General features: G+C 55.1%; 17 protein-coding genes. 7 read left to right on the forward strand and 10 right to left on the reverse strand.

Annotation, left to right across the window (positions count from 1 at the left end; translation table 11 throughout):
- The first annotated feature begins 182 nt into the window (after positions 1–182).
- On the forward strand, positions 183–2,588 hold the full coding sequence (gene malP / locus WFP70_RS14930) for a maltodextrin phosphorylase (RefSeq protein ID WP_337023724.1): 2,406 nt from the start codon (positions 183–185) through the stop codon (positions 2,586–2,588).
- Positions 2,589–2,679: 91 nt separating this feature from the next.
- Positions 2,680–4,725, forward strand: coding sequence for a 4-alpha-glucanotransferase (gene malQ, locus WFP70_RS14935; RefSeq protein WP_337023723.1), 2,046 nt, complete (start codon positions 2,680–2,682; stop codon positions 4,723–4,725).
- A gap of 37 nt (positions 4,726–4,762) precedes the next feature.
- Here malQ and nfuA read toward each other — a convergent pair whose 3' ends face one another.
- Positions 4,763–5,338, reverse strand: coding sequence for a Fe-S biogenesis protein NfuA (nfuA, locus tag WFP70_RS14940; RefSeq protein WP_034819678.1), 576 nt, complete (start codon positions 5,336–5,338; stop codon positions 4,763–4,765).
- Between the two features lie 58 nt (positions 5,339–5,396).
- The gene (gene gntX, locus WFP70_RS14945) at positions 5,397–6,074 is read right to left on the reverse strand and encodes a DNA utilization protein GntX (RefSeq protein ID WP_337023722.1); all 678 of its coding nucleotides are present in this window, start codon (positions 6,072–6,074) and stop codon (positions 5,397–5,399) included.
- Between the two features lie 34 nt (positions 6,075–6,108).
- On the opposite strand from gntX, the gene bioH reads away from it, so the two are divergent.
- On the forward strand, positions 6,109–6,882 hold the full coding sequence (gene bioH / locus WFP70_RS14950; RefSeq protein ID WP_337023721.1) for a pimeloyl-ACP methyl ester esterase BioH: 774 nt from the start codon (positions 6,109–6,111) through the stop codon (positions 6,880–6,882).
- Here bioH and WFP70_RS14955 read toward each other — a convergent pair.
- The gene (locus WFP70_RS14955; RefSeq protein WP_337023720.1) at positions 6,863–8,551 is read right to left on the reverse strand and encodes an alpha-amylase family glycosyl hydrolase; all 1,689 of its coding nucleotides are present in this window, start codon (positions 8,549–8,551) and stop codon (positions 6,863–6,865) included. The two genes, bioH and WFP70_RS14955, sit on opposite strands and share 20 nt — an antisense overlap.
- 127 nt (positions 8,552–8,678) lie before the next feature.
- Entirely contained in the window at positions 8,679–11,009 is a 2,331-nt protein-coding gene (locus tag WFP70_RS14960; RefSeq protein ID WP_337023735.1) for a Tex family protein, read from the reverse strand.
- A 204-nt stretch (positions 11,010–11,213) separates the two neighbouring features.
- Between WFP70_RS14960 and greB the strand changes: the two genes are divergently transcribed.
- A complete protein-coding gene (gene greB / locus WFP70_RS14965; RefSeq protein ID WP_337023719.1) occupies positions 11,214–11,702 on the forward strand; it encodes a transcription elongation factor GreB in 489 nt (162 codons plus the stop codon).
- A 122-nt stretch (positions 11,703–11,824) separates the two neighbouring features.
- Here the strand turns inward: greB and yjbE are convergent, their stop codons facing one another.
- On the reverse strand, positions 11,825–12,067 hold the full coding sequence (gene yjbE / locus WFP70_RS14970) for an exopolysaccharide production protein YjbE (protein WP_182056804.1): 243 nt from the start codon (positions 12,065–12,067) through the stop codon (positions 11,825–11,827).
- Between the two features lie 514 nt (positions 12,068–12,581).
- On the opposite strand from yjbE, the gene ompR reads away from it, so the two are divergent.
- Together ompR and envZ are read left to right on the forward strand one after the other, a co-directional pair.
- Positions 12,582–13,301 (forward strand): osmolarity response regulator transcription factor OmpR, encoded by a 720-nt coding sequence (ompR, locus tag WFP70_RS14975; RefSeq protein WP_001157751.1) that lies wholly within the window; start codon positions 12,582–12,584, stop codon positions 13,299–13,301.
- A complete protein-coding gene (gene envZ, locus WFP70_RS14980; RefSeq protein WP_058960579.1) occupies positions 13,298–14,656 on the forward strand; it encodes a two-component system sensor histidine kinase EnvZ in 1,359 nt (452 codons plus the stop codon). The genes ompR and envZ overlap by 4 nt, the downstream gene beginning before the upstream one ends.
- A 157-nt stretch (positions 14,657–14,813) precedes the next feature.
- Here the strand turns inward: envZ and pckA are convergent, their stop codons facing one another.
- The 5 genes from pckA to WFP70_RS15005 form a co-directional block, all read right to left on the reverse strand.
- Positions 14,814–16,433, reverse strand: a complete 1,620-nt coding sequence (pckA, locus tag WFP70_RS14985; protein ID WP_337023718.1) for a phosphoenolpyruvate carboxykinase (ATP) — start codon at positions 16,431–16,433, stop codon at positions 14,814–14,816.
- A gap of 269 nt (positions 16,434–16,702) precedes the next feature.
- Positions 16,703–17,575: an Hsp33 family molecular chaperone HslO gene (gene hslO / locus WFP70_RS14990; protein ID WP_034819644.1), complete on the reverse strand. Its 873-nt coding sequence runs from the start codon at positions 17,573–17,575 to the stop codon at positions 16,703–16,705.
- Positions 17,576–17,600: 25 nt separating this feature from the next.
- Positions 17,601–18,002 carry a ribosome-associated heat shock protein Hsp15 gene (hslR, locus tag WFP70_RS14995; RefSeq protein WP_337023717.1) on the reverse strand — a complete coding sequence of 134 codons (402 nt, stop codon included), beginning with the start codon at positions 18,000–18,002 and terminating at the stop codon, positions 17,601–17,603.
- Positions 18,003–18,015: 13 nt separating this feature from the next.
- Positions 18,016–18,684: a GMP/IMP nucleotidase gene (gene yrfG / locus WFP70_RS15000; protein WP_337023716.1), complete on the reverse strand. Its 669-nt coding sequence runs from the start codon at positions 18,682–18,684 to the stop codon at positions 18,016–18,018.
- Between the two features lie 51 nt (positions 18,685–18,735).
- Entirely contained in the window at positions 18,736–20,877 is a 2,142-nt protein-coding gene (locus WFP70_RS15005) for an intracellular growth attenuator family protein (RefSeq protein WP_337023715.1), read from the reverse strand.
- Between the two features lie 396 nt (positions 20,878–21,273).
- Here WFP70_RS15005 and nudE point away from each other — a divergent pair, with 396 nt between their 5' ends.
- On the forward strand, positions 21,274–21,840 hold the full coding sequence (nudE, locus tag WFP70_RS15010; protein ID WP_337023714.1) for an ADP compounds hydrolase NudE: 567 nt from the start codon (positions 21,274–21,276) through the stop codon (positions 21,838–21,840).
- Positions 21,841–21,869: the final 29 nt, after the last annotated feature.

The raw sequence follows: 21,869 nt of genomic DNA on the forward strand, positions 1-21,869 counted from the left end.
CCTGTCGGGGCGGTTGCTGTGCCGCCCGCAGGATGGCATCTGGTTGCGCGCCACGCGTAAATCCACTTTTTTTCCCTCCATCCGCATTTCTCTGTCGCTTTTTTCTTCGCCCCCGGCTTTACTTATCCTTTCTGGTTATGCGCTCGCCCGTCTTTACCGTTAACGGACTCGAAGGGATTGATATGTCGCAGCAAAAATTTAATAAAACACGTTTCGACGCCGCACTTACCCGCCAATGGCAGCACCTTGGACTCACCTCCGCCCAGCAAATGACACCGCATCAGTGGTGGCAGGCATTAAGCCGTGTGCTGACCGAGATGCTCGCCACGCAGCCGCCCGCTACACCGCGCGCAGGCCAACGCCATGTGAACTATCTGTCGATGGAGTTTCTTATCGGCCGCCTGACCGGTAACAACTTGCTGAATCTGGGTTGGTACGACGAGGTGAAGGAAGCGCTGGCCGCGCATCAGGTAGAACTCAGTGAGTTGCTGGAGGAAGAGGTGGATCCGGCGCTTGGCAACGGTGGATTGGGGCGACTGGCCGCGTGTTACATGGACTCGATGGCCACTGTCGGGCAGGCCGCGATGGGACATGGCCTTAATTATCAGTACGGTTTGTTCCGCCAGACCTTTGACGATGGCCAGCAAAAAGAGGCGCCGGACGACTGGCAGCGCAACAGTTATCCGTGGTTTCGCCATAACGCCGCGCAGGATGTGCAGGTTGGCATCGGCGGCAAAGTGAAGAAAAACAGCGATGGCTCGCTACAGTGGCGACCTAAATTTCATCTTAAAGGTGAAGCCTGGGATTTGCCGGTGGTCGGCTACCGCAATGGCGTGACACTGCCGTTACGTTTGTGGCAAGCCACCAGCGTGCACCCGTTCGATCTCACCCTGTTCAATGATGGCAAGTTCCTGCAGGCCGAACAGCCCGGCATTGATGCTGACAAACTCACCAAGGTGCTGTATCCCAACGATAATCACGCAGAAGGTAAACGCCTGCGCCTGATGCAGCAATATTTCCAGTGCGCCTGTGCGGTGGGCGATATTCTGCGCCGCCACCATCTTGCCGGGCGCTCGATCCACACCTTGCCCGATTTTGAAGTCATCCAGCTCAACGACACGCATCCCACTATCGCCATCCCGGAGATGCTGCGTATCCTGCTGGATGAGCATCAGTTGAGTTGGGATGAAGCCTGGCACATCACCAGCCGCGTTTTCGCCTATACCAATCACACCTTGATGCCGGAAGCGCTGGAGCGTTGGGATGAGTCGCTGGTGCGCGATCTGCTGCCGCGCCATATGCTGATCATCCGCGAAATTAACCAGCGTCTGAAAAAAATCGTCAAGAAGCAGTGGCCCGGCGATAGCGCGACATGGCAAAAGCTGGCGGTGGTGGCTGATGGACAGGTGCGTATGGCGAACCTGTGTGTGGTGAGTTGCTTCGCCGTGAATGGCGTGGCTGCGCTGCACTCTGAGCTGGTGGTGAAGGATCTGTTCCCGGAATACCACCTTCTGTGGCCAAACAAATTCCATAATGTGACCAATGGCATCACGCCGCGCCGCTGGTTGAAGCAGTGCAATCCATTGCTGTCGAACCTGATTGACGAAACGTTGCAGGTGGAGTGGGCCAACGATCTGGATGCGCTGGAGTGGCTGGCGCCCTATGCGCGTAAAAAAGTTTTTCGTCAGCAGTTCCGCACCATCAAGCAGCAGAACAAGCTGCGCCTGACCGTATACATCAAACGCGTGACCGGCATTGATGTGAATCCTGATGCGCTGTTCGATGTGCAGATTAAGCGGCTACACGAGTACAAACGTCAGCACCTCAGCCTGCTACATATGCTGCACTGCTATCGTCAGCTGCGGGACAATCCTGAAAACCCCGACTTTGTGCCGCGCGTATTCCTGTTCGGTGCCAAGGCCGCGCCGGGCTACTACCTTGCCAAGAACATCATCTACGCCATTAACAAAGTGGCCGAGGTGATCAATAACGACCCGAAAGTCGGCGATCGGTTAAAAGTCGTGTTTATCCCTGACTATCGCATTACCGCCGCCGAGTTGATGATTCCGGCAGCCGATCTCTCAGAGCAAATCTCGACTGCCGGTTATGAAGCGTCCGGCACCGGGAATATGAAGCTGGCGCTGAACGGCGCGCTGACCATTGGCACGCTGGATGGTGCGAACGTCGAAATCGCCGAAGCGGTGGGCGAGAAGAACATCTTTATCTTCGGCAATACCGTGGATGAGGTTAAGGCGCTCAAAGCCAACGGTTACAGCCCGAAAAAACTGCGCAAGCAAAATAAGTATCTGGATGGATTGTTGAAAGATCTGGAGAAGGGCAAGTTCAGCGAAGGTGATAAGCAGGCATTCGATATGCTGCTCACCAGCCTGACCAAAGGTGGCGATCCCTGGCTGGTGCTGGCCGATTTCGACGCTTATCTCGACGCGCAGCAACAGGTTGAAGCCTTGTGGAAGAACCCGGAAGCCTGGACTAAAGCGGCGATTCTCAACACCGCGCGCACCGGGCGATTCAGTTCCGATCGTTCGATTCGCGATTACCAGCAACGCATCTGGCAGGCCGCGCGCTGATTTCCAGCTCGCTATTGATGGCCGCTCGACATGGTTTCGATAAGGTTTTCGTCGGATACGTATTGATGCGCACTGCACCCAAGGAGACGTGATGACGTTCAGCAAACTGGATCAGGCCGCGCAGGAAGCGGGTATTGCGGTAGATTTTACCAATGCGAACGGTGAGCGGGTGCGCATTAGCGACGACACCAAACGTGCACTGCTGGCGGTGATGAATACGCCGGAAGGTAAAACGCCACCACTGCCACCGGTGCTGGTTTTCACTCCGCGCCGTCCGCGTCAGTGTTGCCCGCAGGGCAAAGGCGAGTTTAACTGGCAGTTTGAAACCGAACACGGCAAAACTTACAGTGGCCTGCTTCAGGCAGGAGAGACTTTCACATTGCCGCCGCGTCTGCCGCAGGGTTATCACCGTTTGACCCTACGGCAAGGGCGTCAGCAGTGGCACTCGCGCATCATCATCGCGCCGCGTCGCTGCTATTTATCCGAACCGCTAGCGCAAGGCGAAAAACGCTGGGGAGCGCTGGTACAGCTTTATACGCTGCGATCCGATCGCAATTGGGGGATAGGTGATTTTGGCGATCTTGCGCAAATGCTGGAGCAGATCGCCGCTCACGGAGGCGATTTTGTTGGCCTCAACCCGCTACACGCGCTTTATCCTGCGCAGCCTGACCACGCCAGCCCTTATAGCCCCACCTCGCGTCGCTGGCTGAATATGCTGTATATCGACGTTAATCAGGTGGCGGCATTCGCTCAAAGCGCTGAAGCACAGCGCTGGTGGAAACGCGCCAAAACGCGCAAGGCTGTGCAAGCCGCGCGCGCCACTGACTTTATCGATTATCGAGCGGTGGCTGAGTTGAAAATCACCGCGCTACGCCTGTCCTGGCAGCATTATCAGCCTGAGCAGGAATTCCTGCAATTTGTCGCCGAGGGTGGCGATCATCTGCGCTATCAGGCGGCGTTTGACGGCATTCTGGCAGAACGCAGCGCTCAGCAGGAGAAGGAGTGGGGTTGGGCGTCATGGCCGGAAACCTGGCGCAATGCGCATCAGCCTGAGGTGCAGCAGTGGTGTGCTGCACATGAGGACGAGATTCAATTCTGGTGTTGGTTGCAGTGGCTGGCGCAGCAGCAATTTGCCGCCTGCTGGCAGCGTAGCCAGCAGCTCGGCATGACGGTGGGATTGTACCGGGATTTGGCGGTCGGTGTGGCGCAGCACAGCGCAGAAACCTGGCAGGACCCGCAATTGTATAAGCTGGGGGCTTCGGTGGGGGCACCGCCGGATCGCCTGGGGCCATTGGGGCAAAACTGGGCGTTGCCGCCGCTTGATCCGCATGAGATGCGCGCGCGCGGCTATCAGCCCTTTATCGATTTGCTACGCGCCAACATGCGCGATTGCGGTGCGTTGCGTATCGATCACGTGATGGCGTTATTGCGTCTGTGGTGGATTCCGTACGGTGAGACAGCGGATAAAGGCGCTTACGTTTCGTATCCGGTGGAGGATTTGATGGCGATTCTGGCGCTGGAAAGTCAGCGCCATCGCTGCATGGTGATCGGTGAGGATCTGGGCATTGTGCCGCCGATCATCGTTCGCATGATGCGCAGCCACGGCATTTTCTCGTGGAAAGTGCTGTTCTTTGAGCAGGCGCGCGATGGCCGCTACCGCCTGCCTGCGGCTTATCCACGTCAGTCCATTGCCAGCGCCAGTACTCATGATTTGCCCACGTTGAGCGGATTCTGGCAGGCGGAAGATTTGGCATTGGGTGAAAAGCTCGGCATGTACCGCGATAGCGTACTGCATTCCCTGCAACAGCAGCGCACGGCACAAAAGCAGGCATTGCTGGATGCTTTACAGCTGGCGGGGGCCATGCCAGCTCGCAGTCGTCTACCTGCGTTGAAGCAACCGCTGACGCCGGCGATCAATGTGGCGATGCACCGTTACCTGGCCCGTACGGAAAGCGCATTACTGGGATTGCAGCCGGAAGATTGGCTCGGCATGACAATGCCGGTCAACGTGCCTGGCACAGTGGATGAGTATCCCAACTGGCGGCGCAAGTTATGTGTCACGCTGGAAGAGATGTTTGCCGACAAAGCCGTGAAGCAAGTTCTGAAAGCGGTGAATGACGGACGCAAAGCGAGGTAGAAATCTGCGGCAGCGCGGGTACGCTGCCGCAAGAAAATCAATAGTAAGAGTGCTCGCCGCGCTGGTGTTCAGTGAGGTCACGCACACCTTTCAGCTCAGGGAACGCTGCCAGCAACTCTTTCTCGATGCCATCTTTCAGCGTGACGTCGATCATTGAACAGCCGTTACAGCCGCCGCCAAACTGCAGAATCGCGTAACCGTCATCGGTGATTTCCATCAGGGATACACGACCACCGTGACCCGCCAGCTGTGGGTTGATCTGCGCTTGCAGCAGATACTCCACGCGCTCAACCATTGGCGCATCATCAGACACTTTACGCATCTTGGCGTTTGGCGCTTTCAGCGTCAGCTGGGAACCGAGGTTATCGGTGACAAAATCGATCTCAGCATCTTCCAGATAAGGCGCGCTCAACTCATCAACATAGGCTGACAGCTTTTCGAACTTCATTTCAGTATCAGTGGCTTCTACTGCATCGGGTGGGCAGTAAGAAACACCGCATTCCGCGGTTGGCGTACCCGGATTAATGACGAATACGCGAATTTGCGTGCCATCTTCTTGTTTTGACAGCAATTTTGAGAAGTGCTCTTGCGCAGCATCAGTAATAACGATCATGGCGATTGCTCAATAGTTGACTAAATTACTTGGTTATAATACGCCCAACGCCGACGCTCTACAAGGTACGGCACAGGCAGCCAATATGCACGCTGGCCGCGCCTTGCGCCAGCAAAATGCGGCTGATTTCTGCCACCGTGCTTCCGGTGGTAACCACATCGTCGATGAGCAGGATATGGCGTCCGCGCACCGGCATTTCAAGGGAAAAGGCCCCGCGCAGATTCTTTTTCCGCGCCGAAGCGCGCAATGCATGCTGGACCAATCCCCGCCGTCTGCGGCGCACCCCCGCACGATATTCACAACCTAGCCAGTGTGCCAGCGGTTTTGCCAGCAGCTCAGCCTGATTATAGCCACGCTGCCAGGCACGACGCCGATGTAACGGCACACTCAACACCAAATCGATGCGCGGCGTAAGGTTATCGCGGCGACTATTTAAAAATTTTAACAAAAGGAGTCGTGCCAGCATCACTCTGAGTGCGGTTGCCCGAGAAAATTTCAGCTGGATGACCCAATCACTCAGCGGCGGCAGGTAATCACTCACGCAAGTCAGGCTGTGCCACGGCGGTGGACGACGCAGACAGCGGCCGCACAATCGGGTGCCGCTGGCCGGCAGTGCACAGCAGGGGCAGATCGCGGGCAGCGCCGGGATTTGTTGCACACAGCGGCTGCATAGCCCGTGTCTGGCAATCTGTAATGGCAGGCGGCATAGCCAACACAAGGCAGGGATTGATAGCATAGCGGCCTCTTTTCACTTTTCGGGAGTGTAACCGATGAGTTCGCTTTACTGGCACACCACAGGCACTGGCGATCGCGATCTTGTGCTGCTGCACGGCTGGGGATTGAATGCCGAAGTGTGGCAGAACATTGTTCCACGACTCAGCCCGCATTTTCGTCTGCACCTGGTGGATCTGCCTGGCTTTGGCCGCAGCCAGGGATTTGGTGCACTGAACTTAGCCGACATGGCTCAACAGCTGCTTCCGCAACTTCCTGAGCGTGCAGTGTTGCTCGGTTGGTCGCTGGGGGGACTGGTTGCCAGCCAGATTGCGCTGACGCAGCCTGAACGTGTCACCGCGCTGATTAGCGTGGCGTCGTCGCCCTGTTTTACCGCGCACGAGGATTGGCCGGGCATCAAGCCTGAGACGCTGGAGAGCTTCCAGCAGCAGCTGAGCAATGATTTCCAGCGCACCGTAGAACGTTTCCTGGCCTTGCAAACCATGGGTACGGAAAATGCGCGCCAGGATGCACGTCAGCTCAAAGATGTGGTGCTATCGCAGCCAATGCCTTCGGTCGCGGTGCTGGAAGGTGGGTTAGAGATTTTGCGACAGGACGATCTGCGTACGGCGCTGGATAATCTTGCGCTGCCGTTTATGCGTATCTATGGATCACTCGACGGCCTGGTGCCGCGTCGTATTGCGGCGGAGCTGGATGCGCGCTGGCCGGCGTCGCCATCGGTTGTGATGGAGAAGGCCGCCCACGCTCCCTTTATCTCTCATCCTGATGCGTTTTGTCAGCAGGTGCAGCAGTTTATCCACGCAGCCACATAAATTGCCACGCAGCCAGTGTCATCGGCTGGCTGCCGTCGATCTTCTCGCCGCTGATCACATCCTGGAAATGTCGTGTCTGTGGCAGATGCGTGGTGACTTCCCGGCTGCTGAGATTAAACACGCACAAGAGCCCGTCATCACTGCCTGGCGCATGTCGTCGCAACATCAGCACGGTATTTTCACTCTCCAGTAGCGTCATCGCATTATCCGGGTGGAACGCACTCTGGCGGGTGCGCAGCTGGATCAATGCGCTGAGTCGTTCATACACCTGCTGACGCAACGGGTCCTCGCCACTGATCCACTGTTCCATTTCACGCAAACTGTATTTCTGGCGATTGATGGCGCGGTTGTGTCCTGCCGCGCGCACGCCTTCATTGTCGTTGCGCGATCCCAGAATGCTTTGGATATAGATCGCCGGCACGCCCGGAAAGGCGAGCAGAATGGCGTGTGCCAGCAGGAATCGGCGCAGACGCGTGTCATCGTCATCATTCTGCTGGTTGAGAGCATCGAAATAGGTGACGTTAATTTCGTAAGGGCTGGTGGTGCCATCGGGATTGTTTTTATAAGACACCAGCGCCCCTTCCAGCGCCAAATCTCGCACCAGTGCTACGATCTCCACTTCAGACAAAATACCGCGCGCAGGATTGAGGCCAATGCCATCGTGCGAGGCAAGGAAGTTGAAGAACGTGGTGGTACCGTTACCGGTGCCCAGCGTGCTGGCCCATTGACGCAGCGCGCGTGCGGATCCTGAATGAATGGCATAGAGCACCAGCGGCGGCAGTGAAAATTGATACACCATCTGCGCTTCGTCGTGCCCGTTACCAAAATAGCTGATGTTGTCCTTGTGCGGCACATTGGTTTCCGTGACGATCACTGTGCCCGGTGCGACTTCGTTAGCGATGGCGCGAAACAGCTTCACCAGCTGGTGGGTCTTGGGCAGGTGAATACAATTTGTACCCGGCGTCTTCCACATATATCCCACTGCATCAAGGCGAACGTAATCGGCGCCTTTGTTCAGGTAATCCAGCAATACGTCGACCATGCGAATCAGCACTTCAGGATTGGCAAAGTTAAGGTCGATTTGATCAGCGCTGAAGGTGGTCCAGATAAAGCGTGTCTCACCATCAGCCATCTCAAAGGGCGTGAGCAACGGCGAGGTGCGGGGACGCGTCACGGCGCTGAGATCGGTGGCCGGTGGCATGCTAATAAAGAAGTCGTCCCAGCCGGGATCCTGCGCCAGAAAGTGGCGAAACCATTGGCTGTGCGCCGACATATGGTTGCAGACAAAATCGAACATCAGCCGGGTTTCACTGTGCAGCGCTGCGATATGCTGCCACTCGCCACAGAGAGGATTCACCTGGTGATAATCAATCACGGAGAAGCCATCGTCGGAAGAGTAGGGAAAGAACGGCAGCAGATGCACCAGGCTGAAAGTGGATTGCAGATGCTGCTGATAGAAGTGCGAGAAGCTGGCGAGCGTGGGCTGATCGGATTCACGGAACTGATCCGCGTAGCTAATCAGCACCACATCCTTTTCATCCCAGTGGGCTTTGCGTGGCAGTTTAGCGGTATCTCGCGCTGCACGAATGTGGGAAAGCAGACGCTCACGTGCGGCGACGGGGAAGCGGCCTGCGTAAATCTCATCAAGTAGGGCGTTGATTATGTCCATCAGATCGTCGGGCCACGCGGAAGGTCATTTTTTCACACGGATTTTTTCAGCGTAGACGGATGAGGGGATTTATCAACTGTGTACGCGCGGAGCGAAGCTGTCTCCGCGCGTTATTCAGGGCTGGGCGTTAGCGTTTTTTGCCAAATGCTGCTGCCAGCGCATCACCCATCGCGCTGTTACCTGCAGGTGCATTGGCAGGTTTACCGCGTCCTTTGCTGTTAGCGGCGGGACGTGCATTCTCTTTGCCGCTGCTGCGATTATTGCCGCCGCGCGCATTGCTCTCGCCGGGCTGTTCGTCAAGTCGCATGGTGAGGGCGATGCGCTTACGCTGCATATCCACTTCCATCACCTTCACTTTGACGATATCGCCCGCTTTCACCACCTGATGGGGATCTTCGACGAACTTGTCTGACAGTGAAGAGATGTGCACCAGACCATCCTGATGCACGCCGATATCCACGAAAGCACCAAAGTTGGTGACGTTGGTGACCGCGCCTTCCAGAATCATGCCCGGCAGCAGGTCGTTCAGCGTTTCCACGCCTTCGGCAAACTGTGCGGTTTTGAACTCCGGACGGGGATCGCGCCCCGGTTTTTCCAGCTCTTTCATGATGTCGGTGACGGTTGGCAGACCAAAACGCTCGTCGGTGAAGTCGCGCGCGTTGAGATCACGCAACCCACCCGGATTGCCCATCAGCTCGCTCAGCGCCTGTTCAGTCGCGGCCAGAATACGTTCGACCAGCGGGTAAGCTTCCGGGTGCACGGTGGAGGCATCCAGCGGGTTATCGCCGTGATTGATGCGCAGGAAGCCGGCGCACTGCTCGTAAGCTTTTGGCCCAAGACGGCTGACTTTCAGCAACTGCTGGCGATTCTGGAAGCGGCCGTTCTCATCACGCCAGGTGACAATGTTCTGCGCCATCATGCGGGTTAAGCCTGCCACGCGCGTCAGCAAGGCGACTGAAGCGGTATTCAGATCCACGCCGACGGCGTTTACGCAGTCTTCCACCACCGCATCCAGCTTCTTCGCCAGTTGGCTTTGGCTCACATCATGCTGATACTGGCCGACACCGATGGATTTCGGATCGATTTTCACCAGCTCGGCCAGCGGATCCTGTAAGCGACGCGCAATGGAGACGGCGCCGCGAATGGAAACATCCAGATCCGGGAATTCCAGCGCGGCCAGTTCCGATGCGGAGTAGACCGATGCACCAGCCTCACTGACAATCACTTTCTGCGCGTTGATCTGCGAGAACTGCTTCTGCACGTCGAGGAAGAAACGCTCGGTTTCACGTGAAGCGGTACCGTTACCAATCGCCACCAACTCCACCTGGTGTTGGATGCACAGTGCTGCCACAGCCGATGCGGCTTTCGCCACCTGCCCGGTGTGCGGATAGATGGTGTCATGTGCCACCAGTTTGCCGGTGGCATCCACCACGGCGACTTTCACGCCGGTACGCAGGCCCGGATCGAGGCCCATGGTGGCGCGCATGCCTGCCGGAGCCGCCATCAACAAATCGTGCAGGTTGCGGGCGAATACGTTAATCGCTTCATCTTCTGCGCGTTCGCGAATGGTGCCCATCAGTTCGGTTTCGAGATGCAGCAGCACTTTGATGCGCCAGGTCCAGCTCACCACCGCTTTACGCCAGCTGTCTGCCGGAGCATTGTTCAGACGCAGTTGCAGGTGATCGGCGATCAGCGTTTCACCGTGGCTTTCGCGCGGCGCTTCTTCGAATTGTGGATCGGCGTTCAGAGAGAGTTGCAGCACGCCTTCATTGCGACCACGGAACATCGCTAGCGCACGGTGAGAAGGAACGGTACTGAGAGGTTCGTGGTGATCGAAGTAGTCGCGGAATTTCGCGCCTTCTTCCTCTTTACCTTCCACCACACGCGCAACCAGATGCGCGTTTTTCCACAGATAATCACGCACTTTTGCCAGCAGCGTGGCGTCTTCGGCAAAACGTTCCATCAGGATATAACGTGCGCCATCCAGCGCTGCGCGCACATCGGCGACGCCTTTATCCGCATTCACATAGCTTGCAGCCAATGACTCGGGTTCCTGAGAAGGATCGCTCCATAGCGTTTCAGCCAGTGGCTCCAGGCCCGCTTCGATGGCGATCTGCCCACGCGTGCGACGTTTCTGCTTATAAGGCAGATACAGATCTTCCAGTTCAGTTTTGTTCAGCGTGCCATTGATGGCCGTGGCGAGTTCTGGGGTGAGTTTGCCCTGCTCGTCGATGGATTTCAGAATTGACTGGCGGCGATCTTCCAGCTCACGCAGATAGCCAAGGCGGCTCTCCAGCTGACGCAACTGGGTATCATCCAGCCCACCGGTCACTTCCTTACGATAACGTGCGATAAACGGCACGGTGTTCCCTTCATCCAGCAAGCTTACAGCGGCGTCAACCTGGTCGGCGCGAGCCTTCAGCTCACTTGCGATAATCTGGCTCAGTGAATCTTTCATCATCATTAACAATGCTTACACAGGGTTGGAAAACAGGGGACAGTTATACGGATTGGGGCGGCAAATTGCCAGCCGGGGACAGGTGAATCCGTCTTTTTCTGAATGCAGCGCGCACATCGCTGTGCACACCTTGCTGAGAGCAAAGCAGTCGCTTATTGTTGGCCTCTTTGCAGTAACGATACCTTGTTATCACGAGTAGACGTCATGAAAACCCAACTGATTACCCGCGAAGGCTATAACAAATTACGTGCCGAACACGACCATTTGTGGAACGAGAAGCGTCCGGAAATCACAAAAATTGTCTCCTGGGCGGCCAGCCTTGGTGATCGTTCAGAAAACGCCGATTACACCTACAACAAGCGCCTGTTGCGGCAGATAGACCGCCGTGTGTGCTATCTGCGCAAATGCCTCGCCGATCTGAAAATTGTCGATTATGCGCCGCAACAGGAAGGAAAGGTGTTCTTTGGTGCCTGGGTTGAGGTGGAGAATGAACAGGGTGATGCAAAGCGATTCCGCATTGTGGGGCCGGATGAAATCTATGGCGATGCGGTTAAGGATTACATCTCCATTGATTCACCGATGGCCCGTGCGCTGATCAAGAAAGAGGTGGATGACGAAGTCGTGGTGAATACGCCGGAAGGACAGAAAGTCTGGTTTGTTAACTGCATCGAGTATGTGAAGAACCCAGAGTAAAAAAGAGGCGGAGAATAATGGCTTGGGTAAAAAAGCCTTGGGTGCAACTTATTCTCCGGTGGCGAAATGGGCTGGCGTAAAAGGGGAAGCGCCGCAGCATTGCCGCGCCTGAAAGATTTGGATTATTTGCCTGGCGTGGTCGCGGTGGTGGTCGATGTGCTGCTGGTGCCTTTGTCACCGCCGCCCATGGTTGCCAGTGCCACCCCTAACAGTGCACCCACGGCACCCACACCAATCGCGTCTGAATTGCCTTTGGCGGTAGTGGAGGCCTCGGCTCCCGCCGCTTCACCCGCGCTGGTGGCCGCATGAGCCTGAGAAAGGCTGACCAGCACCAGTACACTCAGCAAGACCGCAGTTTTTTTCATTTTTTTCTCTCCAAAGATGCGCAATATCAGCAGGAACCCTTGCAGTTTCTGAGATCGTTGTGCGGGAAGAAAGTGCTGATTAGTGTCTGATTAATCGGACTTTATTTAACACTGGCCTTATCTGGCGCGAGATGCGTATTGTTCCGAGAGCAGATGAGCACTGAAAACGAAAAGAGCCAGATATTATGCTGCGAATGATCGCCCATCGAATGATTCTGGCCTGTCGACTTAAGCCAAATGGCCCCAAATGCTGTGATAACGAGCGGTCTTCGGCCCGGTGATCCATTTTCGAAAAGAAAACCGCGTAAATTTTCGGATTAGCGCTAAGCGGCTGGAAAGCCCCGATAAAAAGCGGGAGACAACGCGCATTTCAGGGCTTAAATTAAATATAAGCTGCTGTTTAATATGCTTTGTAACAATTTCGGCTAGAATATAAACCATTAATAACTGTCACAAGCAGGCATCTTTTTTACACAATATTGACTCAGGCAATGGCGCCTTTGGGAGTTGAACAATGCAAGAGAACTACAAAATTCTGGTCGTCGATGATGATATGCGTTTGCGCGCACTGCTCGAACGTTATCTCACCGAGCAGGGCTTTCAGGTGCGCAGTGTCGCCAACGCCGAGCAGATGGATCGTCTGCTAACTCGTGAATCATTCCATTTAATGGTGCTGGATTTGATGTTGCCAGGCGAAGATGGCTTGTCCATTTGCCGCCGTTTGCGCAGCCAGAGCAACCCGATGCCGATCATTATGGTCACGGCAAAAGGCGAAGAAGTGGATCGTATCGTTGGGCTGGAAATCGGCGCTGATGATTACATTCCGAAGCCGTTTAACCCACGTGAACTGCTGGCCCGTATTCGTGCCGTGCTGCGCCGTCAGGCCAATGAATTGCCAGGTGCGCCTTCACAGGAAGAAGCGGTTATCGCCTTCGGTAAGTTCAAACTGAACCTCGGCACGCGTGAAATGTTCCGTGAAGATGAGCCAATGCCGCTGACCAGCGGTGAGTTTGCAGTGCTGAAAGCACTGGTGAGCCATCCGCGCGAACCGTTATCACGCGATAAGCTGATGAACCTGGCGCGTGGCCGTGAATATAGTGCGATGGAACGTTCTATCGACGTGCAGATTTCCCGTCTGCGCCGCATGGTAGAAGAAGATCCGGCGCATCCACGCTACATCCAGACCGTTTGGGGTCTTGGCTACGTCTTCGTTCCGGACGGCAGTAAAGCATGAGGCGATTGCGCTTCTCTCCTCGCAGTTCGTTTGCCCGCACCCTGTTATTGATCGTTACCTTGCTGTTCGTCAGCCTGGTAACGACCTATCTGGTGGTGTTGAATTTCGCCATTCTTCCAAGTTTGCAGCAGTTCAATAAAGTCCTCGCTTACGAAGTGCGTATGTTGATGACCGATCGACTGCAGCTGGAAGATGGCACGCAACTGGAAGTGCCACCTGCCTTCCGGCGTGAAATTTATCGTGAACTGGGTATTTCGTTGTACACCAACGCAGCGGCAGAAGAGAGTGGCCTGCGCTGGGCACAGCATTACGAATTCCTTAGCGAGCAGATGGCGCAACAGCTGGGTGGCCCGACCGATGTCCGTGTCGAGGTTAACAAGAATTCCCCCGTGGTCTGGCTGAAAACCTGGTTGTCGCCAGACATCTGGGTGCGTGTGCCGTTGACTGAAATCCATCAGGGCGATTTCTCGCCACTGTTCCGCTACACCCTAGCGATTATGTTGCTGGCGATCGGCGGTGCCTGGCTGTTTATCCGCATTCAGAACCGACCCCTGGTCGACCTGGAGCATGCAGCGCTTCAGGTCGGTAAAGGCATCATTCCTCCTCCGCTGCGTGAGTATGGCGCATCGGAAGTGCGTTCCGTAACGCGAGCCTTTAACCAGATGGCGGCGGGCGTCAAACAGCTTGCCGATGACCGTACGCTGCTGATGGCGGGTGTCAGTCATGATTTGCGCACCCCCTTAACACGCATTCGTCTCGCCACCGAGATGATGAGTGAACAGGATGGCTATCTGGCCGAGTCGATCAATAAAGATATCGAAGAGTGCAACGCCATCATCGAGCAGTTCATCGACTATCTGCGTACAGGGCAGGAGATGCAGACCGAACGCGCCGATCTCAACAGCGTGTTAGGCGAAGTGGTGGCGGCAGAAAGCGGCTATGAGCGTGAGATTGAAAATGCGGTGATGCCGGAAGAGTTGATGCTTGATATCAACCCGCTGTCGATTAAGCGTGCCGTGGCGAATCTGGTGGTGAATGCCGCGCGTTATGGTAACGGCTGGATCAAAGTCAGCAGCGGTCAGGAACTGAATCGCGCCTGGTTCCAGGTGGAAGATGATGGTCCGGGTATTAAGCCCGATCAGCTTCAGCATCTGTTCCAGCCTTTTGTACGTGGCGATAGCGCACGCAGCACCAGCGGCACCGGCTTAGGGTTGGCGATTGTGCAGCGTATTATCGACGCGCATGAAGGCTCGCTGGAGATCGGTGAAAGCGAGCATGGCGGATTGCGCATTCGCGCGTGGTTGCCGATACCGGAGAATAACGGTACGGCGTTAGTCAGCACGCATCACAGTTAACGCTTCGCTCAGATAAATGTGGAGCGATGACTGTTTCGCCTGCAGGCATCCGCGACTGGCTGCGTAGCCCTCAGCACCCCAGTTGTTAGCATGAGCGTAAAAATCACGCCGCTTAAGACTGAGTATCAATGAGCCGCCATTTGGCGGCTCATTCACTTCACAACTGCGGGCCAGCCTGAACCAGCGCTTTGCCGGCATCGTTATCGGTATACTTCTCAAAGTTGGTGACAAAACGCTGCGCCAGACCCTGCGCGGCCTCATGCCACGCGGCTTCATCCGGCCAGCTGCGACGTGGATCCAGAATCGCATCATCGACTTTTTCCAGGGTCGCAGGCATCTGCAGGTTAAATACCGGTAGCGTTTCCATCGCTACGTCGTCCAGCTCACCCGCCAGAATCGCATTGATGATGGCGCGGGTATCTTTCAGTGAAATACGTTTACCGCTGCCATTCCAACCGGTATTCACCAGATACGCTTTTGCACCCGCCGCTTCCATACGCTTCACCAGCACATCGGAATATTGCGTTGGATGCAATGTCAGAAAGGCCGCGCCAAAACAAGCTGAAAAAGTCGGCGTTGGCTGGGTGACACCACGCTCGGTGCCGGCCAGTTTGGCGGTAAAGCCCGACAGGAAGTGGTACTGGGTCTGTTCTGGCGTTAAGCGCGAAACCGGCGGCAGTACACCAAAGGCATCCGCGGTCAGGAAAATCACGCGCTGCGCATGGCCCGCTTTGGATACCGGCTGCACGATGTTTTCAATGTGCTCAATCGGATAGGAAACGCGCGTATTTTCTGTTTTGCTGGCATCGGCAAAATCAACGCTGCCATCCGCTCGCACCACCACGTTCTCCAGCAGGGCATCGCGGCGGATGGCGCGATAGATTTCCGGCTCGGCTTTCTCTGACAGATTGATGGTTTTGGCATAGCAGCCACCTTCGAAGTTAAACACGCCATCATCATCCCAACCGTGTTCGTCATCGCCAATCAGCTGACGATCGGGATCGGTGGACAGCGTGGTTTTGCCAGTGCCAGAAAGGCCGAAGAACACCGCGACGTCACCCGCTTTACCCACGTTCGCCGAGCAGTGCATTGACGCGATGCCTTTCAGCGGCAGCAGGTAGTTCATGATGGCGAACAGGCCTTTCTTCATCTCGCCGCCGTACCAGGTGCCGCCAATCAGCTGCATGCGTTCGGTGAGGTTAAAGGCGACAAAGTTCTCAGAGTGTAACCCCTGAGCCTGCCAGTCCGGGTTGGTGCACTGCGCGGCGTTCATCACCACGAAATCCGGCTTAAAGGAGGCCAGCTCGGCTTCATCAGGGCGGATAAACATGTTTTTGACGAAATGCGCCTGCCAGGCGACTTCCATCACAAAACGTACGCTGAGGCGGGTATCCGGATTCGCACCGCAGAAGGCGTCGATGACAAACAGACGTTTGCCAGAGAGTTGTGCGGTGCAGCGATCTTTCAGCGCCTGCCAGGTTTCCTGCGACAGCGGCTGGTTGTCATTTTTACCGTTGCCGACATCATTCCACCACAAGGTGTCACGCGTGGTGTCATCGCGCACGATGTACTTATCTTTTGGCGAACGTCCGGTAAAGATACCGGTATCCACGGCAATGGCGCCGCTCTGCGTCAGGGTGCCTCGCGCATAACCTTCAAGTTCCGGGCGGGTTTCTTCCTGAAACAGCGTATCAAAGTCAGGGTTGTACACCACTTCTGTGGTGCCGCTAATGCCCAAAGCGGCAAGGTCTTGCGATGTCAGGCCGTGAACGCGCATGTGGCTGCTCCTTAGATCGATGCTTCATAGCATTTTTATGAGGGGGTCTGCGTCCTGTCGTGCATGGCCGGACAGGGCAGATCGCGCGCAGTGTACACGTCTGAGCAGGGCGTAAAAGTGAAGAGAGTTAAAAATGCGAGCTGGAACGTGACAAGCAGTGAATTCTGCCAGTTAAGAAACTAAAGTCAGTGTAAGTTAGTTAAATTACGCGGAAGTTGATGGGTTAATTCCTGACAGAAATGCGGGCGGCGATGCCGCCCGTAGGGGAATTAGTGCAATTGATCGCTGTTATTTGTAGGTGAATTACGAATCGCAGCAATGTCTACGGCATCGTAAACATAATGCGAACCGCAATAGTCGCAGTGCATATCGATCTTGCCATCCTCTGCAAGGATTTCGTCCACTTCTTCAACCGGCAGTGTGTTCAGTACTTCGCCACAGCGCTCGCGTGAACAGGTGCATTTGAAACTGACCGGGGTCGGATCAAACACCGTGGCCTCTTCCTGATGATACAGGCGCCACAGCACATCCGTCGCAGGCAGCTCAATCAGCTCTTCGCTCTTCACAGTTTCGGTCAGGGTCGCCAGATGATTGAAATCATCCTGGCTTGGCTCTTGCGCAGGCAGCACCTGCAGCAGAATACCGGCGGCGCCTTTGTCGCTGGTACGAATAAACAAGCGAGTTGGCAACTGCTCAGAACGCATGAAGTAATCTTCCAGGCAGCCAGCCAGCGTATCGGCTTCCAGACCAACAACACCCTGATAACGCTCACCCTTTTCTGGTGAAATGGTAATCACCAGATAACCGTTACCCACCATCTCTTTTAGGCTGCTGCCCGGCGCGATGACGGCATCTTCCTTCACGCGTGCAACGCCACGCAATTCCTGATTGTTATTGCCGTTGATCACCGCCAGCGTCAGTGGACCATCGCCCTGCAGCTGAACAGTGATGTCGCCATCGAATTTCAGCGTCGCGGTCAACAAGCTGGTTGCAACCAGCAACTCACCCAGCAGGATTTTCACCGGTTCGGCGTAGTCGTGATTTTTGACAATTTCACGCCAGGTTTCGGATACGTTGACCAGCTCGCCGCGCACGGCGACATTTTCGAACAGGTAACGGTGCAGTTGATCTTGAACAGACATAGCGTTTCTCTCGTTGGGGCGACGGTTATTCATCGCCCGACAATTTAAATTTCATCAGATCGCGGCGCTCTTTTTTATCCGGGCGGCGATCGGGGTGCGGCATGGTCAGGGCATTCATTTTGCGCGCCAGTGCCATTTTTTCACGCTTCTCAATGCTGGCGGCGGTCTCCGCATACATCCCTTGCGCTTCAGTGGCTGGGCGGCGTTGATCGCCAATGGCGGTGATCACCACCGTTCGTTCATCGTTGCCCTGGCGCAGCGTTAGCTCAGCTTGCAATTCCACAATTTTACTCGGCTTGCTACGCTGGCCGTTGTAATGCACTTTACCGCCTTCGATCATTTCGCGAGCCAGCGCGCGCGTTTTATAAAAACGTGCAGCCCACAGCCATTTATCGAGGCGGACACCTTCGCTGGTTTTTTCTTTCATTGCGGCTCCTGCTTTAACGCAGCGTTTCACACAACTGGCGATAGTCTCGCACTGCAGCATGACGCTGGAAAGATTGATCGGGCCGACCGGAATCCGGATTGCTGACGCCTAAACACCAGCGAATGCCCCAGCGTGCCGCCGCATCGAGGATCGCTTCGCTGTCATCAATAAACAGCGTGCGCTCGCTATCGAATGCAGTTTGCTGCTGAACGGCCTGCCAGAGACGTGGATCCTCTTTCGGATACCCAAAGGTATGGGTAGAAAGTAATAAATCAAGGTGGGGAGCCAAACCGGTTTGCTCCAGCTTTACCTCGAGGTTGTACGGATGCGCATTGGTCAGCAAAATGGTGCGTTTACCCGCAGCACGTAGTGCCTGGAGTAGCGGCAACGTATCCTCGCGCATGGCGGCACGGTGACGTTTTTCCCATGTCATGACGCGGATATCTAAGGCCAGTTCTTGCGACCAGTAATCAAGACAATACCAGTTTAGCGTATGCACCACGGCTTGATACTTTTGCTGAATCAGCTGATGTGCCTCGGCCAGCGTGATATCACGCTCGCGGCTCAGGGTTTCCGGAACGTGTTCCAACCAGAAATGGCGGTCGAAGGCGAGATCGAGCAGCGTGCCATCCATATCCAGCAGCACGGTATCAATCCCGGACCAGTTTAGCGTCATCGTCATACTCTCTCGCCCTAAAAAATAGGGCGACAGGGTAGCACAGAAGGGAAGGGCTCAGAACAGTGAGCGCACGCTCTGCATAGTGCTCAGATTGTGATTGAAGCACTTGTCGTAATACTGCTGAATTTCCACCATGCGCAGGCGATTACGATGCACACGTCGCAGGGCCAGTAGCCCATTGGTGACGCCGCAGAGGATCAGCACCAGCATCAATAATGCGGTACCGAGGTATCGCCATTGCGCCATCGCATCCGGTTCATTGTGCAACGCAATGTGGCGTGTGCCGTTAGCGTCAGTGGTGATGCTGGTAATGATGCCGTTGGCAGCAAACGGCGTGTGCAACAGCATGCCGGACATGCGTTGTAATTCGCGCCATTGCGATGGTGCATCAAGATCAAACAGCGACACGGAAGGCTGTGGCTGATTCACCATCTGACGACCCTCATCACTCACTATCAGGAAGCCGCCCGGTGGTGGGCTATTCAGATTTTCTGCTGCACGACGGGTTTCACGCGAGAAGAAGGTCGAGGTCGCGGTATTCACCAGGTTCTCCAGCGCTTCCGCACTGACCGGGCGTAACAGCACGTTCATGCCGTTAAGCTTGCCGGAATCTGCGCGGTGGATCAGTGAATCCCAATCCTTAGCGTTGCCCAGATTCACCAGGGCATTTTTCAGCCGGACGCAATCCTGCTGCTGGCTGCACAGATCCTGTGTTTTCAGCACTAAATCAGAGAAATCATCCAGCAGAATCATGCCCGATTTCTGTATCGCGGAGGCGAGCTGTGGATTGAGTTTTGGATCGGTGTTGGTTTCCGGATGCAGCTGACGTGTGGTGGTATCAAGCAGAGCGGCAGCTTTATCGATGATATCAGACTGCGGCTGCGGCAGAGGTGCTGCGTTATTCCAGTAAATGGCTGAGCAATCGAACGGCATATACGCATAGCTGCGATTGCTTTGATAGTTGCCCGGTACGGAACACATGCCGGTTCCGCTCACCTTCAGGTTGTCACCGATGTGCAGCGGCAGGGCGTTGAGTTTATCCACGCTATTCACTTCAATGCTTTCGGTGCCTTTTACCCATGCGAGGCTGAGCTTGATTGGCATACTGAGCGGAATCCAGGTAAACAGCATCACCAGCACCACCAGCGAACCACATGCCAGCACCAGATTTTTGCGCCAGCGCTGAACCGGGAAATTGCGAACCTCATCGTGCAGGGAGAGGAAACGCCCCTGGCGCACCACTTGCCGATTCAGATAGATGTCGACATCCGTCACCTGGCCCAAATCGTGCGCCACGTAGGGTTGCCAGTGGGCGGGATAAATTAAATCGATAATGCCCAGCGAGATATTGCTCTGCTCCTGATTGGATTCACCAAACAGGCCCCAGCGTTTCGGTGCTCCGCGCAAGCAGTGCACATCGCGCAGCCCTTTTTCACCCGGGAAGCGGTAAAGGAACCACAGGCTGACCGCAATCATTACGCAGGCTGACAGGGCAATCCACAGCATCAGGCTTCCAGGCAGCACGAGGCTGAGGAAGAAGAGCAGGAAGGCAAAGCAGATAACAATGGCCTCGCGCGTGCCATCCGGCCGCGATAGACGGTACTCTTCCGGCGACTCTTTACGCACTTGCAGCAACTCGACATTTTCGCTCTCCTCTTTACGAATAGAGGCGTTGGTCGACATTGAGCGCACCAGCGGCGGCAAGGCGGGTTGTTCTACGGCATAGTTTACTAACGAGTGACCGTTGAGTGAGATCACCAGCGGCAGCGTTTGAGTACGGATCAGCTCAACATAATTTTCTTCCGCAATGTACTGCTCCCACAGCGGTGGCAGATGCACTTCCACTTCATCGAGGTAGTAGCGCCATTGATGCGCATCATCCGTTGAGAGGCCATAGCGAGTGATGGAACGTGTGACGGGATAAACATTGTTGCTCTGCGCCGTGAGCGTCAGGGATTCGGTCTCACGCGACTTCTTTGAGGAGCGGGCAGCACTCTGTTTTTGCTGTTTCGCCAGGGACGCAATGTACGCTTCAACAGCGTGACGTTCTTCATCAGTGAGTTTGCGGCAGGGGGGACTTATAAACGGCAGCGGTTTCGCCAACGGCGGACGATGCCGCATAGCGTACCAATAACCTATTCCTGCTATCAGAGAGCAGGCCAGCATGACAGCCAGAATGATGATAAAAGTGCTCATGCTTTGCTCAATCCAGCCAAAAAACTGCCTTCACGTTTACGATGTGCTCCCGATGGAACCATTATTACCAGTCAATTTTGGCGAGCAGAAGTCATTCTTACAAGAAAAAACTCAGATAAAATAACGCGCAAAATCATTGAATTATAACTTATTAGATTATTCCTTAATGGGATGTTAACCACAGGACACTCAATTAAATATCGGTATTTTCTGAATTTAACAAAACCCATTGACTTATTGTGAAAATTTAAGTGTATAGATAACAATAAGTTGTTAGCAGGCGTAAGCAAATGTGTGTCACGATGCTTTCCCTGCGCTGCGTGTCGCACATTGCTGCGGGCTTCGGTATGCTGGCGTCATCGCGATTCACAAGGCTGTGCTAAGTTTGAGGCTGATATGAAAACTCCAATGAAAAAACCTGACATCCTCAACGTGGAAGCGGTGGCCCGCTCCCGCTTGTTTACTATTGAAGCGGTTGATCTCGCTTTCAGTAACGGTGCACGCCGTGTCTATGAGCGTATGAAGCCTTCCAACCGGGAAGCGGTGATGATTGTGCCGATTCTGGGTGATGATGTGATCCTGATTCAGGAATATGCCGTGGGGCTGGAAAGCTATGAGTTGGGTTTTCCTAAGGGGTTAATTGACCCAGGCGAAAGCGTGTTTGAAGCCGCAGACCGTGAGTTAAAAGAAGAAGCCGGCTTTGGTGCCCGAAAACTTGAAGCGCTGGGTAAACTCACTATGGCTCCGTCTTACTTCTCCAGCAAAATGAACATTGTGGTGGCAGAAGTGCTTTATGAAGAGAAGCTGGAAGGGGATGAACCTGAACCGCTGATTGTGCACCGCTGGCCGCTCAATAACCTACTGGCGTTGCTGGACGAGCCTGACTTCCGTGAAGCCCGAAATGTCAGTGCGCTGTTCCTGGTGCGTGAGTGGCTGGTGAAGCAGGGTCGATTGACCTACTGAATACGACAAATACGCAATAAAAAAGCCGG

The sequence above is a fragment of the Pantoea sp. USMM079 genome, assembly GCF_037153115.1.
GTDB classification, from domain to species: Bacteria; Pseudomonadota; Gammaproteobacteria; order Enterobacterales; family Enterobacteriaceae; genus Pantoea; species Pantoea communis.